The 15,584-nt window shown below is 59.0% G+C and carries 18 protein-coding genes and 1 tRNA gene; 9 read left to right on the top strand and 10 right to left on the bottom strand.

Annotated features, from left to right (window positions below; genetic code table 11):
- The first annotated feature begins 15 nt into the window (after positions 1-15).
- From SJY13_RS02250 to SJY13_RS02240, 3 genes are all read left to right on the top strand, one after another.
- Positions 16-582 carry a MerR family transcriptional regulator gene (locus SJY13_RS02250; protein WP_085820806.1) on the top strand — a complete coding sequence of 189 codons (567 nt, stop codon included), beginning with the start codon at positions 16-18 and terminating at the stop codon, positions 580-582.
- Positions 583-643: 61 nt separating this feature from the next.
- A tRNA-Pro gene (locus SJY13_RS02245) sits at positions 644-720 on the top strand.
- 61 nt (positions 721-781) lie between these two features.
- Positions 782-1,861, top strand: coding sequence for a 2'-deoxycytidine 5'-triphosphate deaminase (locus tag SJY13_RS02240; protein WP_377187159.1), 1,080 nt, complete (start codon positions 782-784; stop codon positions 1,859-1,861).
- On the opposite strand, the gene SJY13_RS02235 is transcribed toward SJY13_RS02240, so the two are convergent.
- The 6 genes from SJY13_RS02235 to argS form a co-directional block, all read right to left on the bottom strand.
- On the bottom strand, positions 1,862-2,092 hold the full coding sequence (locus tag SJY13_RS02235) for a hypothetical protein (RefSeq protein ID WP_377187156.1): 231 nt from the start codon (positions 2,090-2,092) through the stop codon (positions 1,862-1,864).
- 64 nt (positions 2,093-2,156) lie between these two features.
- Complete coding sequence (scpB, locus tag SJY13_RS02230; protein ID WP_377187153.1) at positions 2,157-2,813, bottom strand: SMC-Scp complex subunit ScpB; 657 nt, start codon at positions 2,811-2,813, stop codon at positions 2,157-2,159.
- Positions 2,806-3,600 carry a segregation and condensation protein A gene (locus tag SJY13_RS02225; protein WP_377187150.1) on the bottom strand — a complete coding sequence of 265 codons (795 nt, stop codon included), beginning with the start codon at positions 3,598-3,600 and terminating at the stop codon, positions 2,806-2,808. Before SJY13_RS02225 ends, scpB begins: the two co-directional genes overlap by 8 nt.
- Complete coding sequence (gene nagZ / locus SJY13_RS02220) at positions 3,590-4,597, bottom strand: beta-N-acetylhexosaminidase (RefSeq protein ID WP_377187147.1); 1,008 nt, start codon at positions 4,595-4,597, stop codon at positions 3,590-3,592. The genes SJY13_RS02225 and nagZ overlap by 11 nt, the downstream gene beginning before the upstream one ends.
- A complete protein-coding gene (locus tag SJY13_RS02215) occupies positions 4,594-5,658 on the bottom strand; it encodes an SPOR domain-containing protein (RefSeq protein ID WP_377187144.1) in 1,065 nt (354 codons plus the stop codon). The genes nagZ and SJY13_RS02215 overlap by 4 nt, the downstream gene beginning before the upstream one ends.
- Positions 5,659-5,746: 88 nt before the next feature.
- Positions 5,747-7,492 (bottom strand): arginine--tRNA ligase, encoded by a 1,746-nt coding sequence (gene argS / locus SJY13_RS02210; protein WP_377187141.1) that lies wholly within the window; start codon positions 7,490-7,492, stop codon positions 5,747-5,749.
- Between the two features lie 132 nt (positions 7,493-7,624).
- Between argS and SJY13_RS02205 the strand changes: the two genes are divergently transcribed.
- On the top strand, positions 7,625-8,176 hold the full coding sequence (locus SJY13_RS02205) for a hypothetical protein (protein ID WP_377187138.1): 552 nt from the start codon (positions 7,625-7,627) through the stop codon (positions 8,174-8,176).
- Here the strand turns inward: SJY13_RS02205 and SJY13_RS02200 are convergent, their stop codons facing one another.
- Positions 8,177-9,319 (bottom strand): deoxyguanosinetriphosphate triphosphohydrolase, encoded by a 1,143-nt coding sequence (locus tag SJY13_RS02200; RefSeq protein WP_377187135.1) that lies wholly within the window; start codon positions 9,317-9,319, stop codon positions 8,177-8,179. It abuts the gene before it with no gap.
- Positions 9,320-9,395: 76 nt separating this feature from the next.
- Here SJY13_RS02200 and SJY13_RS02195 point away from each other — a divergent pair, with 76 nt between their 5' ends.
- Positions 9,396-9,719 (top strand): HesB/IscA family protein, encoded by a 324-nt coding sequence (locus tag SJY13_RS02195; protein ID WP_085820816.1) that lies wholly within the window; start codon positions 9,396-9,398, stop codon positions 9,717-9,719.
- 91 nt (positions 9,720-9,810) lie between these two features.
- On the opposite strand, the gene SJY13_RS02190 is transcribed toward SJY13_RS02195, so the two are convergent.
- Entirely contained in the window at positions 9,811-10,002 is a 192-nt protein-coding gene (locus tag SJY13_RS02190; RefSeq protein ID WP_377187132.1) for a hypothetical protein, read from the bottom strand.
- Here SJY13_RS02190 and xth point away from each other — a divergent pair.
- Positions 10,001-10,780, top strand: a complete 780-nt coding sequence (gene xth / locus SJY13_RS02185) for an exodeoxyribonuclease III (RefSeq protein ID WP_377187129.1) — start codon at positions 10,001-10,003, stop codon at positions 10,778-10,780. The two genes, SJY13_RS02190 and xth, sit on opposite strands and share 2 nt — an antisense overlap.
- 4 nt (positions 10,781-10,784) lie before the next feature.
- Here xth and SJY13_RS02180 read toward each other — a convergent pair whose 3' ends face one another.
- Together SJY13_RS02180 and dksA are read right to left on the bottom strand one after the other, a co-directional pair.
- Positions 10,785-11,936 carry an FAD-dependent monooxygenase gene (locus tag SJY13_RS02180; RefSeq protein ID WP_377187126.1) on the bottom strand — a complete coding sequence of 384 codons (1,152 nt, stop codon included), beginning with the start codon at positions 11,934-11,936 and terminating at the stop codon, positions 10,785-10,787.
- Between the two features lie 71 nt (positions 11,937-12,007).
- The gene (gene dksA, locus SJY13_RS02175) at positions 12,008-12,430 is read right to left on the bottom strand and encodes an RNA polymerase-binding protein DksA (RefSeq protein ID WP_085820819.1); all 423 of its coding nucleotides are present in this window, start codon (positions 12,428-12,430) and stop codon (positions 12,008-12,010) included.
- A 374-nt stretch (positions 12,431-12,804) separates the two neighbouring features.
- On the opposite strand from dksA, the gene SJY13_RS02170 reads away from it, so the two are divergent.
- From SJY13_RS02170 to SJY13_RS02160, 3 genes are all read left to right on the top strand, one after another.
- Positions 12,805-13,650, top strand: coding sequence for an AAA family ATPase (locus SJY13_RS02170; protein ID WP_377187123.1), 846 nt, complete (start codon positions 12,805-12,807; stop codon positions 13,648-13,650).
- Positions 13,651-13,827: 177 nt separating this feature from the next.
- On the top strand, positions 13,828-14,217 hold the full coding sequence (locus SJY13_RS02165) for a GNAT family N-acetyltransferase (protein WP_377193535.1): 390 nt from the start codon (positions 13,828-13,830) through the stop codon (positions 14,215-14,217).
- Positions 14,214-15,581 (top strand): DUF2927 domain-containing protein, encoded by a 1,368-nt coding sequence (locus tag SJY13_RS02160; RefSeq protein WP_377187120.1) that lies wholly within the window; start codon positions 14,214-14,216, stop codon positions 15,579-15,581. The genes SJY13_RS02165 and SJY13_RS02160 overlap by 4 nt, the downstream gene beginning before the upstream one ends.
- The last annotated feature ends 3 nt before the right edge of the window (positions 15,582-15,584 follow it).

Below are 15,584 nucleotides of genomic sequence, written 5' to 3'. Positions count from 1 at the left end.
CAGGACGGCAAAATCATGAGCAAGTCTCCCGACGCTTTTCGCACGATCAGTGAAGTTGCGGACTGGCTGGGCGTTCAGGCTCATGTGTTGCGCTTTTGGGAAAGCCGTTTCAGTCAGGTCAAACCAGTCAAACGCGCAGGCGGTCGCCGGTATTACCGGCCCAACGACATGCGCCTGCTTGGCGGGATCAAGAAATTGCTGCACGAGGATGGGATCACCATCAAGGGCGTCCAACGCATCCTGCGTGAACAGGGCGTAGCCCATGTTGCCTCTCTGTCGCCCGGCCTGGATGACGCCGCCGATCTGGACACCAATGCAGACGACACTGTTGTTGTGCCCTTTGCAGCCAAACCACCGGCCCCACAGGGACAGATCGATCTGGATCTGGGCGAAGCCAAACCTTCGGCGCAACCCCCAGCGCCAGAGCCCGAGTTCCTAGACGAGGCCCCGCTGCTGGGCGGGATCGCCACGCAGGCATGGAAACGCACCGAGTTTGACGATACGCTCTTGCGGCAAATCGCACCTGTCGCAAAAGACCTGCGCGCGGTTCTAAACCGGATCGAGAACCGATCAGCGGGATAAGAAAAAAGGCGATGATTTCCTCTTGCCCCCGCCGGGAAAGTCTTTATGAACACCTCAACGTCGGGCTATGGCGCAGCCTGGTAGCGCGTCCGTCTGGGGGACGGAAGGTCGCAGGTTCGAGTCCTGCTAGCCCGACCAAATCACACCGACGTTTATGGCACACAGGCCAGATCCCGCTCTGGCACCAGGGGGGATTGCAATGACAGGCGTATGCCCAAACCAGCAGATCGAGGCGATGATTGCCCGCGGTGAGATCACCGCCAGCCCCGATGTCCTGCCTGCGCAAATCCAGCCCGCCAGCCTTGATTTACGCCTGGGAACAGTGGCTTACCGCGTTCGCGCGTCCTTCCTTGCCGGCGAAGGTCGGTCCGTCGCGGACCGTTTGACCGAGTTTGAGATGCACCGTATCGACATCTCGGACGGGGCAGTTCTGGAAAAGGGCTGCGTCTATCTGGTGCCGCTGATGGAATCGCTGGCCCTGCCGCTAGACACCACCGCGGTGGCCAACGCCAAAAGTTCGACCGGACGGCTAGATTTGCTGACCCGCACCATTACCGATGGCGGCGCAGAGTTCGACCGGGTCCCGGCGGGTTATACCGGGCCTTTGTATGCCGAGATTTGCCCCCGCTCCTTTTCGGTGCTTGTTCGCCCGGGGATGCGGTTGAACCAGATCCGCTTCCGGCAGGGTCAGGCAGTTCTAAGCGATACGGAACTGGCAGCACTGCACGCAGAATCTCCTCTGGTTGACGGACCGGCAGTGATTCAGGACGGGCTGGGCTTTTCGGTCGATCTGCGGCTGCCGGAAACCGATTTGGTGGGTTACCGTGCCAAGCCCCATACCGGTGTGATCGATCTGGACCGTATCGGCGAGTACGACCCGCAGGAATACTGGGAAGAGGTGCGCACAAATGACGGGCGTATAATCCTCGACCCTGGCGCGTTTTACATTCTGGTCAGCCGCGAGGCGGTACATATACCGCCACACTTTGCAGCGGAAATGGCCCCATATCTGGCCATGGTGGGTGAGTTCAGGGTGCACTACGCGGGCTTTTTCGACCCCGGTTTCGGCCATGTCGCCGCCGGAGGCGCAGGCTCGCGCGGGGTGTTGGAAGTGCGCTGCCACGAGGCTCCGTTCGTGCTGGAACACGGGCAGGTCGTGGGGCGGCTGGTGTATGAGAAGATGTCCGAGATGCCCACCCAGCTATATGGCGCGGGGATCGCATCGAACTATCAGGGACAGGGATTGAAGCTGTCCAAACATTTCAAAGCGGTCGGTTGATCAGAACTTCATGAACCTGCGCATCTGGCGGGTCACTTTTTGCGCTTGCCGCAGGTTCTGGGACGGGCGTGGCGCATTGCGCGGGGCGGGCTGGCCAGTGTCTGGGTTCGTAGCCCCATCGGACTTACCACCCATTCGGCTGGCGACGTCAAAACCTTTGTCTACGCCTTTCGTCACCAGGCGTCGCATGACCTGACGTACGATCATGTCTATGATCCGATTGGCATTCATTGCTCAACTCCGTTTCCTGAACCTCAACATAGGTGATTCCTGCGGCAACAAAAGGGCCGTGTGATCACTCTTCCTCGAACAGTTCGGTCTGATCCTCGTCTTCTCCGTCTTCCTGCCCTTCGCCCAACGGCATCGCGCCTGGGGGGGGCCTGTTCTCAAGCAACCCGGCCGCGCGCAGTTCTTTGAGTCCCGGCAAGTCGCGGGCGTTTTCCAGCCCGAAATGATCCAGAAATTGCGGCGTGACGACAAATGTCACCGGACGGCCCGGAGTCATGCGGCGACGGCCCAACCTGATCCATTCCATCTCAAGCAATTGATCAATAGTCCCGCGTGAAACCGAGACCCCTCGGATTTCTTCGATTTCGGCACGGGTACAGGGTTGATGATAGGCAACGATGGCCAGGGTTTCGATAGCAGCACGGCTGAGCTTGCGCGTCTCGACCGTTTCCTTCTGCATCAGAAAACCCAGGTCGGGGGCGGTACGAATGGCCCAGGCCTCACCGATTTTGACCACACGTATGCCGCGCCCCTCATACCGTTTGTAAAGCATTTCAACAGCTTGTGCTGCGTCGCTGCCATGGGGCATTCGCACTTCAAGATCGGCAATCGTCACAGGCTCGGCGCTGGCAAACAACACGGCCTCGACCATGCGTTCCTGTTCGGCCATTGGCGGCGCTTCGAACAGTGTGCCGGTGCCATCGTCCTGGGGGGCGTCAGTCACGTTTTTCAGTCCTCTTTCGCAGATGGATCGGGGCAAAGGTTTCGCTTTGCTGGATCTCCATATGTCCTTCCTTCACCAACTCAAGCGAGGCCGCAAAGGTGGCCGCCGTGGCCGACCGCCGCCGAACAGGATCGGCGTCCCAACCTTCGGGCAGATAGGTCTCCATATCGGTCCAGGTGCCCGCGAATCCGATCAGGGGGCGCATCCGCTCCAACGCCTGTTCCATGGTGAACACGGCATCGCGGTCCATCACAAAGGGGCGGAACTCGTCCCGGGTGCGAATGCGCGCATAGCCCTGCATCAGGTCCAACAGCGTGGCGGAATAGGTCACCGTGCGGATACGGGTGATATCCTCACCCTGCCCGCGTTTGAAAAAGTCACGACCCAGTTGATCGCGGCCCATCAAACGTGCAGCGGCGTCGCGCATGGCCTGCAAACGCTCAAGCTGGAAGGCCAGATGCGCGGCCAGTTCTTCGCCCGAGGGACCCTCGTCATTGGGGTCGGGTGGCAACAGCAGTCGGGACTTCAGAAACGCCAGCCAAGCGGCCATCACCAGATAGTCGGCCGCCAGTTCGATCCGTAGCGCGCGGGCTTTTTCGACAAAGGTCAGATATTGCTGCGCCAACGCCAAAACCGAGATTTTACGCAAATCAACCTTTTGCGTGCGCGACAGGGTCAGCAACACGTCCAACGGGCCTTCAAACCCGTCGACATCCACAATTAACGCCTCGGCCGCCAGTCTATCCGCGACCGAGACCGGGTCTTCGCTGAAAATGTTATCCGACATACACCTGCCCGCCCATTAGGCGAGATAGTTCCGCTTCGGCAGCTTGGATGTCAAGTTCCGCAGGCTTTTGCCGCATCGCCAATGCCCGTTCTGCGCGGGACTGTGCTTGGTCGGTCATCTCTCCGGCAGCGTCCAGAACCTTTGCGCGGACCTCAAACGTGCCGTTGCAATGCAATACAACGTCACATCCGGCCACCAGCGCCTGACGGCCAATTTCCTCGGGCGTGCCACTGAGGGCCTTCATCGAGATATCGTCGGTCATGATCAGCCCGTCAAAGCCGATGGTTTTGCGGATCAGGCCGATCATCATGGGCGAAATCGTGGCTGGTTGCGGGTCTATCCGGTCATACACCAGATGGGCACTCATCCCCATCGGCAGATCGTTCAACGCGCGAAACGGGGCAAAATCCGCCTGTTCCAGCGCCTCTTGCGTCAGATCGACGTGCGGCAGATCATGGTGGCTGTCGAGCGTAGACAAGCCATGCCCCGGCATATGCTTGATCACCGGCAGGACACCGCCGTCCAGATGGCCCTTAGCCACTGCCTTGCCGATCTTTGAAACTCTCTTAGGATCAGTGCCATAGCAGCGGTTCCTTAGGAACGCATGCGTGTCATCCCGCGCCAAATCGACCATGGGGGCACAATTGCTGTCTATTCCCATCTCGAACAGCTCGTTTGCGATCAAGCGATAGCGTAGGTACATGGCGCGTTCCGCCTGATCTCCGGCCCGGCCTGTATGTTCCATCGGCGGCATCCATTCGCGCGCCAGTGGGGCGCGCAAGCGCTGAACGCGCCCGCCCTCCTGATCGATCGTGATGGGACAGTTGCGGCCCACCGCCTCGCGGAAGTCATCGCACAGGGCGCGGACCTGATCCGCAGTGTCGATGTTGCGGGCAAACAGAATGAACCCAAACGGGTTCATCTGGCGGAACAGGTTCTTTTCCTCAGACGTCAGGCGCAGGCCTTCGGCATCGGTGATGACAGCGCCAAATGTCACCGAACGGCAACCGGGATACAATCAGCACCCTGCGCCTGCAATGCAGCACAGAACTGACGCGAGTCGCTTACGTTATCAAACCCCAGAACGCGCAACCGATAGAAGGTGCGGCCACCGCTTGAGGTTTTCTGGATAACACGCTGTTTTCCATCCATATATTCACCAAATCGGCCATTCAGACGGCTCCATTCAACGCGCGCCACATCAGAACTTTCATAAGCCCCAAGCTGCGCCATGCGTGTGCCTTTCGCCAACGTGTTTGGATCGATATCGACCCCAACGGCCGCTTTGACGGCAGCGTTGATCGCGTCTTCGGTGTTGCTGCTGGTGCCAGCACTGCTGCGCGTGACCCGGGCCGGACGCGTGGCAGGGCGCAGAGAGCGCCGGACACCCGGCAGTGCAGCCAATTCCGGGTCGGGCAACTGCGCCGCCAGATCAGCGGGATCAATGGCAGGCTCTTCCTCGGGCGTGGACAAAGCGGCCAATTGCACGCCCTGCGCGGCGGGGTCATCCAGCGTTGCCGTATCACCCGCAAGTTCAGCGACCAGTGCGTCAACAGTGCCCTGACGCAGCTGCGCAGCCTCCTGCTCCGAGATCTGTTCTTCAACCAAATGTACGGCCGGAGTGGGTTTCAAAGGTTCAACCGGCGTGTCCTCATCCGTCAGTGATACCGGGCGCGGCGCCAGGATCAGGCGATCCGCTGGCGGTGCGGCCGTACCAACAGCAGCCACGGCGTTGACTGCCAGCCCCTGATGATCTGCGGGTGTTCCGCCGGGATTTTCAGGTTGAATGCGCATCGGCCCTTCGATGGCGCGCACAACTGGCACACCGCTGACATCGCGCATCACCAACTGGTAACCCCAGACGCCAATCCCTGCGACCAGCGCCAGAGAAGCAACGGCACCCAGCGCGTTGACAATACGACCCAGGCCCGCAGCCTGCGCGCCCTGATCATATTCCTGCATGTCGTCGGAATAATCATACCCATCCTCAGAATGGGGTTGATTCGTGTAATGCATCTGCTCGGGGCGCATCTGCCCCGAGTAATCGTAACTTGCCATGTCCGCCTCACCGCCCGTTTCGCGCCGTAAAACAAGGCGCGCGGGTCATTTCTTGCCTACCTCGAACCGGCGGTTCGGACGGTGTTGTTCACCGCATCTCCTGCGCCGGGGTGACGCCAAGAATACCCAAGCCCGCTGAAATCACAACAGAAACGGACCGGGCCAATGCGATTTTTGACTGGCTTGTGGCAACATCGCCATCCTGGATGAACCGCAATTGAGTTTCCTCGTTGCCCTTGTTCCACAGCGCGTGGAAATCCCCGGCAAGTTCATACAGATAGAAGGCAACCCGGTGCGGTTCATTGGTGCGTGCAGCGATTTCCACAAGCCGCGGCCATTCGGCCAGTTTCTTGGCAACACTCAGCTCAGAGGCGTGTTCGATCTTGCCCAGATCTGCGCTTTTCAGTGTCGCGTCCTGCGCGTCGATCCCAGCTTCGGCCGCACGGCGCAGCACGCTCATGATCCGGGCATGGGCATATTGCACGTAGAACACAGGGTTCTCACGGCTTTGTTCCAGCACCTTGTCGAAATCGAAATCCAACGAGGCGTCGTTTTTGCGGGTCAGCATCACAAAACGGGTCACATCGGGGCCAACCTGATCAACCACATCGCGCAAAGTGACAAAGTTCCCTGCCCGCTTGGACATTTTAAACGGCTCACCGTTCTTCCACAGCTTCACCAGCTGGGTCAGCTTGATATCCAGCGAGACCTGGCCGTCAGACAGGGCCGACACAGCCGCTTTCATCCGTTTGACATAGCCGCCGTGATCGGCGCCGAACACGTCGATCAGCGCGTCAAAACCACGGCTCACTTTGTCATAGTGATAGGCGATATCGGGCGCGAAGTAAGTCCAGCTGCCATCCGACTTCTTGACCGGACGGTCAACGTCATCACCATGTTCAGTCGACTTGAACAGGGTCTGTTCGCGCGGCTCCCAATCCTCGGGTTTTTTACCCTTGGGCGGCTCAAGCACACCTTCGTAAATCAGGCCTTTGTTGGTCAGCGAGTCCAGCGCAGCCTCGATCCGGCCCGTACCATAGAGCGACTTTTCCGAGAAGAACACGTCCATCTCGACGCCCAGCGCCTTTAAGTCGGCCCGGATCAAATCCATCATCGCATCGGTAGAAAACTCGCGCAGTTCGTCCAGCCAGTCGCTTTCGGGCTTGTCGATCAGGCTGTCGCCGTATTTTTCTTTTAGTGCCTCACCGATCGGGATCAGATAGTCACCGGGATAGAGCCCTTCGGCAATCTCGGGGCTCAGACCGTTGGCTTCGCGATAGCGTTCATAGGCCGACCGCGCCAGCACATCGACCTGTGCGCCACCGTCGTTGATGTAATACTCGCGGGTCACGTCATGGCCCGAATAGGCCAACAAACTGGCCAGAGCATCGCCGAACACAGCCCCCCGCGTATGACCCACATGCAGCGGGCCGGTTGGGTTGGCCGAGACATACTCAACGTTGACCTTCTGCCCCTGCCCCATGGATGAGCGGCCAAAGTCGGTGCCCTGTTCCAGCACCGCTGCCAGAACACCCTGCCAGACAGAGGGTGCCAACCGCAGGTTCAGAAATCCAGGACCCGCGACCTCGGCACTGGTGATACGGTCATCTTCTGCCAGCTTTCCGGCCAGCACGTCGGCAATGTCGCGCGGCTTCATCTTTGCCGGTTTCGCCAGCACCATCGCCGCGTTGGTCGCCATGTCGCCATGCGCCGCATCGCGAGGAGGCTCAACCGCCACGTTGTCAAAACTCAGCCCCTCGAGCAGAGCACCTTCGGACTGCATCTGTGTCAGCGCGTCCAGTACAAGGCCGCGGATCTCGGAAAACAGGTTCATTTCGGATGTCCTTTTGCTTGCCCGGCGGTTTACCACGCAAAGCGGCAAGGTCAATGGAAGCAAGCAGTTTTGGCTTGGATTAGCCGTAAACCGGGTTAGTGTCGGGGAAAATTTTCAACCGGAGACCAGCCCATGCGCTATGCCCTGCCCCTTGCCCTTGCTCTGATGTCCTCTGCGCCGGTCTGGGCCGAGATGCCCGCCCTGCAGGGCCATGTTCTTGTAACGCTGGGCGGGGCGGTTACGGAGACCAACCTTCCGGCGCGGGGCGAGAATGACGGCGGTCTGCTGGGGTATCTGGAAGTGCAGCACAATGGGGCAGCCGGGTTCGATGCCGCGACGTTGGATGGCCTGGAACAGGTTGCAATCACCATCTCTTACGGGCCTGAGGACAACAAACGCGACATCGCCTTTTCCGGCCCGCGCCTGTCGGACGTGATGACCATGGCCGGGGCCGAAGGAAAGATCGCGAAACCGATGGCGATGGATGGCTACCAGTCTGAAATCCCATGGACCAGTATTGAGGCGCACCAACCGATTGTGGCCACCCATGCGGATGGCAGCCCTATGGGGATTGGGGGCTACGGCCCGACGATGATCGTGTTTCCCCCAACCGATGATGCTGATCTGGCACAGGAACAATCCGGGCTGCAGGTCTGGGCACTGGCCTATATTGGGATCGAATGATTAACCGCCCGCAAGTCGTTTGTGATCTTGCAAGGCAAACCGGTCCGTCATCCCGGCAATATAGTCCGACACGATCCGCGCCAGTGCCGTTTCAGTGTTGGCCGCCTCGATATCGCTGTGCCAATGTGCGGGCATCTGCTTGGGATCATTCAGATAAATCGGAAACAAGTCCCGCACCACCGCTGAGACTTCGGCACGCACCTGCATCACACTGGGCGCACGGTACATTTGCGTAAACAGGAAAGAACGGATTTCCTTGAGCTGCGCCCAAAGCTGGTCGGAAAACTGGATCACTGGATGGCCAAGATGCCGGATATCCTCAACCGATTGCGCATCTGACGCGGCAATTCTTGCATGCGAGGTGTCGATCACATCCGACACCATGACACCAAAGACACGCCGCAATGCCTCATGCCTGCGGCGGTACGGATCCAAATCCGGGTACTTTTTGTCCACATCCGCATAGCAGGTGCCAACAATGGGCAACTGTTGGATTTCCTCATCCATGAACAGATTGGCCCGGAGCCCGTCGAGAAGATCGTGGTTGTTATAGGCGATATCGTCAGACAAAGCCGCCACCTGTGCCTCGGCGCTGGCGTGGGTGTGCAGTTCCAGATCGAACGCACCGTTGCACTCGGCCAATGCCCAGGGCAAGTTGCCCACAACCGGACCATTGTGTTTGGCAATCCCCTCAAGGCATTCCCATGTCAGGTTGCAGCCATCAAACTCGGCATAGTGCCGTTCAAGCTTGGTCACGATCCGAATAGCCTGCGCATTGTGATCAAAGCCCCCGTATGGCCCCATCAACGCATGCAGCGCATCCTCACCCGTATGCCCAAACGGTGTGTGCCCCAGATCATGCGCCAAGGCCACGGCCTCAGTCAGTTCGGGGTTCAGGCCCAAAGCCCCGGCAATGGTTCGCGCCACCTGTGCCACTTCGATGGAATGGGTCAACCGGGTGCGATAGCTGTCACCCTCATGTTCGACAAACACCTGCGTCTTGTGTTTAAGCCGCCGAAACGCGCTGGCGTGAATGATCCGGTCCCGGTCGCGCTGAAAGCATGACCGGAAACTGCTTTCTTCCTCAGGTACAAGCCGCCCTCTGGCGCGGCCCGGGTCCGAGGCAAAACCTGCTCTGTCCAAAGGTCATGTCCTTGTCGCCTGTGCTTGCACTTTCTATATTGTAAGGCGTAAAGGAAATAAACCTTTGGAGACCGGCATGAATCTGCCCCCCACAGTTACAGAACGCGCCTTTGATCGCCTGGCCGAGATTGGCGCCGCAAATCAGGGCCAGGCCCTGCGCGTTGCGGTTGAAGGTGGCGGATGTTCCGGTTTTCAATACGAAATCGAGCTGGATGAACCAAAAGAGGACGATCTTGTCCTGGAAGGCAAAGGCCAGAAGGTCATTGTCGATTCGATCTCGTTGCCGTTTCTGGAAAACGCCGTGATTGATTTTACGCAGGAACTCATCGGTGCGCGGTTTGTGATCGAAAACCCCAATGCCACCTCTTCCTGCGGCTGTGGCACATCTTTTTCGATGTAAGTGTCGGCGGGGGCGTTGCCCCCACACCCCCAGGATATTTTTTCGCCAGATGAAGCAGGGATCCGCTCTCTGAGGTCACCGCCAGAGAGCTTCACCTGGCGCGGTCATCGGCGTCCCCGCCTGTACCGCAAATAGATGCTCCCAGAGTTGGGTTAAAAATCCGTTTCTTCATCTGGCCAAAAATATCCCGGAGCGCGAGCAGAGCCTCGCAATCCAGCCGACCATCTTGCCGCTGGGGCGTTTCTGAGCGATAGGTTGCCAGAAGCTTCAGAGGATCGCGCATGAAAATCGCCACGTTTAACATCAACGGCATCAAGGCGCGGGCAGAGGCCCTGCCCCGATGGCTCGACGAAGCGCAGCCTGATGTTGTTCTTTTGCAGGAAATCAAATCTGTTGATGAAAACTTCCCCCGCGAGCTGTTCGAAGAACGCGGGTACAACGTCGAAACCCATGGACAAAAGAGCTTCAACGGTGTCGCGATCCTGTCGAAACTACCGCTTGAGGATGTCACACGCGGCCTTCCGGGCGATGATGAGGATGAACAGGCCCGCTGGATCGAGGCCACAGTGATCGGTAAGCAGGCTCTGCGGATTTGCGGGCTGTACCTGCCTAATGGAAACCCAGTGCCCGGACCGAAATACGACTATAAGCTGGCCTGGATGGAGCGGCTTTATCACCGCGCGCGCGACCTGATGGCCCGAGAGGAACCAGCGCTTATGGCCGGGGATTACAACATCATCCCACAAGCCGAGGACGCGGCCCGACCCGATGCTTGGCGCGAGGACGCTCTTTTTCGCCCAGAAAGCCGGGCAGCGTTTCGCAAGATTCTGAATCTGGGCTTTACCGAAGCGTTTCGCGCTTGCGCCCAAGGTCCAGGGCATTACTCATTCTGGGATTACCAGGCCGGTGCGTGGAACCGAAACGACGGCATTCGCATCGACCATTTCCTGCTGACCCCGCAAGCTGCCGACCTCATGAAGGATTGCCGGATAGACGCTGAAATACGCGGGCATGAGAAACCCTCGGACCACGTACCGGTCTGGGTCGATTTGGATCTGTGACGGATCAAGCGGTTACGTCGTAGCTATAAATCCAGTCGTATTTTTTTGACAACCTTGGCCCGACTGCCATCAGGGCCAATTGCGCGGCAAGGCGCTTGGGGCCTTGCAAATGGAAGTTGCGGGCGTTTGACCCAGCCGCCGCGACGACCTTTTCTGCCCGCGGACGACGGCCCGCTTCATATTCGACCAAGGCTTGTGAAAGACCGGATTGCTCTTCTAACAACCGGATCAGAGCCCAAGTATCTTCCAGCGCCAGGCAAGCCCCTTGCGCCATGAAGGGCAAAGTTGGATGGGCGGCGTCCCCCAACAGGGCCATGCGCCCATTTTGCCAGGTTGCCGCCACCGGACGCAGGAACAAAGCCCAGAGATGCGGCTCTTGCACCTGATTGAGGATCCCTCCGACCACGCCGCCGAAATCGGCGAAGCGCCGTTGCAAGTCTTCGGGGTCACCTCGACGTCGCCATCCTTCTTCATGCCAATCGGATCGTTCTTCGACGGCGACGATGTTCATCAACGCGTGGTCACGCAGAGGATAAGTGACCACGTGCCGTCCCGGCCCCATGGTCAAAACCGCACGTGGAAAATCATCGCGGCGCTGCCACTGTATCGTTGCCCGCCAGGCGACCTGATGCGTGAACTCCGGGGCCTCGACCCCGTTTAACAGGGGTCGGATCGCGCTGCGGCCGCCATCGGCGGCAATCGCGCAATCGACACATATCCGCGCGCCGTCTGTCAGGACAATCTCGGCCTCGGATGGATGCTTGCGCATTTCTGCCACCTCTGCGCCCAGCCGCAATTCGACCCCGTCACGGATGGCAGCTTTGTGAAGCAACCCCAACAGATCCGCACGGTGATAGTAATAGGTTGGCCCCGCAGCTGGGGGCGGTATCTGACTGATCAAACGGCCCGCGCGGTAATCCCTCAGCTCGGTTCCGTGGGACTGAAGCCCAGCCACGGGCGTGTCGCCGGCAACTCCCAAGGCCCGCAATACAACCATGCCATTGGCGCTGATTTGCAGCCCTGCGCCGACCTCTGCCAGTTCCGCCGCCTGTTCAAACACCGTCACCTGCGCACCGCGTTGACGCAAAGCCACCGCCGCCGCCAGACCGCCGATGCCGCCGCCGATGACGCCGAATTTCAGACCGCTGATGTTCATAACACCCGATTAACGCAAAAACGCCGGAGCAACAGGCCCCGGCGTCAAATTTTTTCCAGTTTTTCCTGCGATTACTCGTCGCGGTGGACCTTCTCGCGACGCTCGTGGCGTTCCTGCGCCTCAAGCGTCATAGTCGCGATCGGGCGCGCATCCAGACGTTTCAGCGAGATCGGGTCGCCAGTCATTTCGCAATATCCGTACTCACCCTCGTCAATCCGGCGCATGGCCGAGTCGATCTTGGCCACCAGCTTGCGCTGACGGTCACGGGTGCGCAGTTCCAGCGCGCGATCAGTCTCTTCGCTGGCGCGGTCTGCAACGTCCGGAATGTTACGGGTGTTGTCTTGCAGCCCTTCGATCGTATCGCGGCTGCCTGCCAAAAGTTCGGTTTTCCAATCCTGCAGCTTGCGACGAAAATACTCTAGCTGCTTGTCGTTCATAAAAGGTTCGTCTTCGGCTGGACGATAGTCTTCTGGCAGAAAAACTTCCTGCTTCATTTTTGCTCCCTCGGTGTGGCCTGCAACGCCGGTCACTCTCTCATTACCTGACATGCGGCAATCCCCTTCTGCGGAGCGTTTATCTGACGGCGCGTAGAATGTCACTATGCAAACGTCGCTCCGGCATCTAGTCAGCGTGCCGCGTTTAACTATGAGACTTCAAACAAAAAATCCTTGTTTTTCTGTGAAATTCAGCGGGCCTTTTCAGGGCAAAACCTTAAGCAACGCGCTCAATGTTAGCGCCCGAATCAACCAAGAACATTGTAGTTGCTCGGCAAATTCGCGCCGCAGCGACGCAGCGACCCGGCTTGTCAAATTTTCTGCCCCGCGCTAACCCCGTGGGAACATGCCGCGCGACACTTCATGAGGGGCTTATGACCGCACGTTTCCAAGGTACTGCAGAATACGTTGCCACAGACGATCTGACCATTGCGGTGAATGCCGCGGTGACGCTGGAACGTCCCCTGCTGGTAAAGGGTGAACCCGGCACTGGTAAGACCGAACTGGCCAAACAGGTGGCCGGGGCGCTGGGTCTGAGGATGATCGAGTGGAACGTCAAATCCACCACGCGCGCGCAGCAGGGTCTGTACGAATATGATGCCGTCAGCCGCCTGCGCGACAGCCAGCTGGGCGAAGAGCGCGTGCATGACGTGTCGAATTACATTCGCAAGGGCAAGCTGTGGCAGGCCTTTGAAGCTGATGAAAAGGTTGTTTTGCTGATCGACGAGATTGACAAGGCCGACATCGAGTTTCCCAACGACCTGCTGCAGGAACTCGATAAGATGGAGTTCCACGTCTACGAGACCAACGAAACCATCCGGGCCACGAACCGGCCTATCGTGATCATTACCTCGAACAACGAAAAGGAACTGCCGGACGCGTTTCTGCGGCGTTGCTTTTTCCACTATATCCGCTTTCCGGATGAGGCGACCATGCGCCGGATCGTCGAGGTCCACCACCCCGGGATCAAAGACGCACTGCTGACCACCGCGCTGACTCAGTTCTACGAAATCCGCGAATCTCAGGGGCTAAAGAAAAAGCCCTCTACCTCGGAAGTGCTGGACTGGCTCAAGCTGTTGCTGGCCGAGGATCTGACGGCCGAGGACCTCAAGCGCGACGGTGCCAATGCCTTGCCCAAGCTGCACGGTGCGCTGTTGAAGAACGAGCAGGATGTGCACCTGTTCGAACGTCTGGCCTTTATGGCGCGCAGTAAACGCTGAGAATACTCAGCTCGCGGCGATCCCCGCTTGCCTTGATGGGGGCCGGATGTCAGCATTGACAGACGGTCGCCCCGCTTATGCGGGTCCTTTCCGGCGTGAAAAGAAGAGGCATCTTGTTTGACTGATACTTTGACGATCCGCATCTTGCGGCCCGACGACCGCCCGGAATGGGCTGAGATGTGGCGCGACTATCTGGCCTTCTATGAAACAGCGGTTGCGGACGACATCTATGACAGCACGTTTGCGCGTTTGTTGGGGGATGACCCACATGATTTCTCGTGTTTTGTCGCCGAAAGCGGTGGGCAGCTGGTGGGCCTGACCCATTACCTGTTTCACCGCCACGCATGGAAGGTTGAGCCCGTGTGCTACTTGCAGGACCTGTATGCCCGGCCACAGACGCGCGGAACCGGCGTAGGGCGGGCGCTTATTCAGGCCGTCTATAACGAGGCCGACCGGCAGGGCGCGGCCAGTGTGTACTGGCTGACGCAGGATTTCAACGAAACAGCGCGCAAGCTTTATGACCGCATCGGCAAGAAGACGCCCTTTATCCGATATCAGCGCCCATGATGCGATGGGCCGTAATCTGTGCCGGCTTGGCCTTGACCGGATGCGCAACGGTCAAGCCACCTGAAGTGCCCACCAAGGTTCAGGCCATCCAAAAGGCACTGCCCCCACCCAAAGCGTTTACACGCGCAACTCCGACCCGTCCGGCACGTTCGAATGTGAATATCGCAGAGGATTTTGTCTCGCTGCATTTCGCGTTGGAAAGTGGCGCGCAGTTGCCCGTGTTTACCCGGTTCGAAACCCCGATCACGGTGCGGCTGACCGGGTCACCGACGCCGTCAATGCAACGGGACCTGACCCAGTTGCTGACCCGATTGCGCAACGAGGCCGGGATCGACATCCGCCAAATTCCGGACGGATCGGCCAACATCACCATCGAAGCCGTCACGCAGGAACAGATTCAGGACATCCTGCCTCAGGCGGCGTGTTTCGTGGTTCCGAACGCGTCGAGCTTTGAGGAATACAGCCGCGACCGGCGCAAACAGAAAAGCAGCTGGACCCGGCTGCGCAGCCGCGAACGTCTGGGTATCTTCATCCCCTACGACACCAGTCCGCAGGAAAAGCGCGACTGTCTGCACGAAGAGATAGCGCAGTCGCTGGGGCCGCTGAACGACCTTTATCACCTGCCAGATTCCGTGTTCAACGACGACAATATTCACACGGTCCTTACCGGGTTCGACATGCTGATCCTACGCGCCGCATATTCCCCCGAACTGCGCAGCGGCATGACCCGCGAACAGGTGCAGGAAGTCATCCCCGGTGTACTCAGCCGTTTGAACCCGCGCGGAAACACCCTGCCCTCGCAACCGGTTTCTGAAACACCGCGCAACTGGATCAAGGCAGTACAGAAATCCCTGCGTCCCCAGTGGAATACAAAGCGGCGCCTGAGTGCTGCGAAGCAAGCCGCCCGAATTGGGCAGGAACAGGGCTGGACCGATCAGCGCCGCGCCTATCCCTATTACATCATGGGGCGGATTGAGCAGTTCGACAATCCACAGGACGCACTAAGCAACTATCAGCTCGCACTTAAGTATCTGCAGGCGACACCGGGCACCGAGGTGCATCAGGCCTATGTGACAACCCAGACCGCAGCCTATGCGCTGGCACAGGGGCAAGGACCGCAGATTCTGCCGGAACTGGATGCTGCAATCGGCGTCATGACCCGGGCGCAGAACGCCTCGCAGCTGGCCACGTTATTGCTGCTGAAATCCGAAGCGCTCAATCAAGCGGGCCGGCATGAACAGGCACGTTCCGTCAGGCTGGACAGTCTGGGGTGGGCGCGATACGGCTTTGGCTCGGATATGGTGGTCCGCTCGCTGTTGCAGGATGTCGCAGAGGGTCCGTCCACCAAAAACAGAGGCGGTTAACCT

The sequence above is a fragment of the Ruegeria meonggei genome (assembly GCF_042768335.1).
Classification (GTDB): Bacteria; Pseudomonadota; Alphaproteobacteria; order Rhodobacterales; family Rhodobacteraceae; genus Ruegeria; species Ruegeria meonggei.
This window is presented reverse-complemented; position numbering and strand designations above follow the sequence as displayed.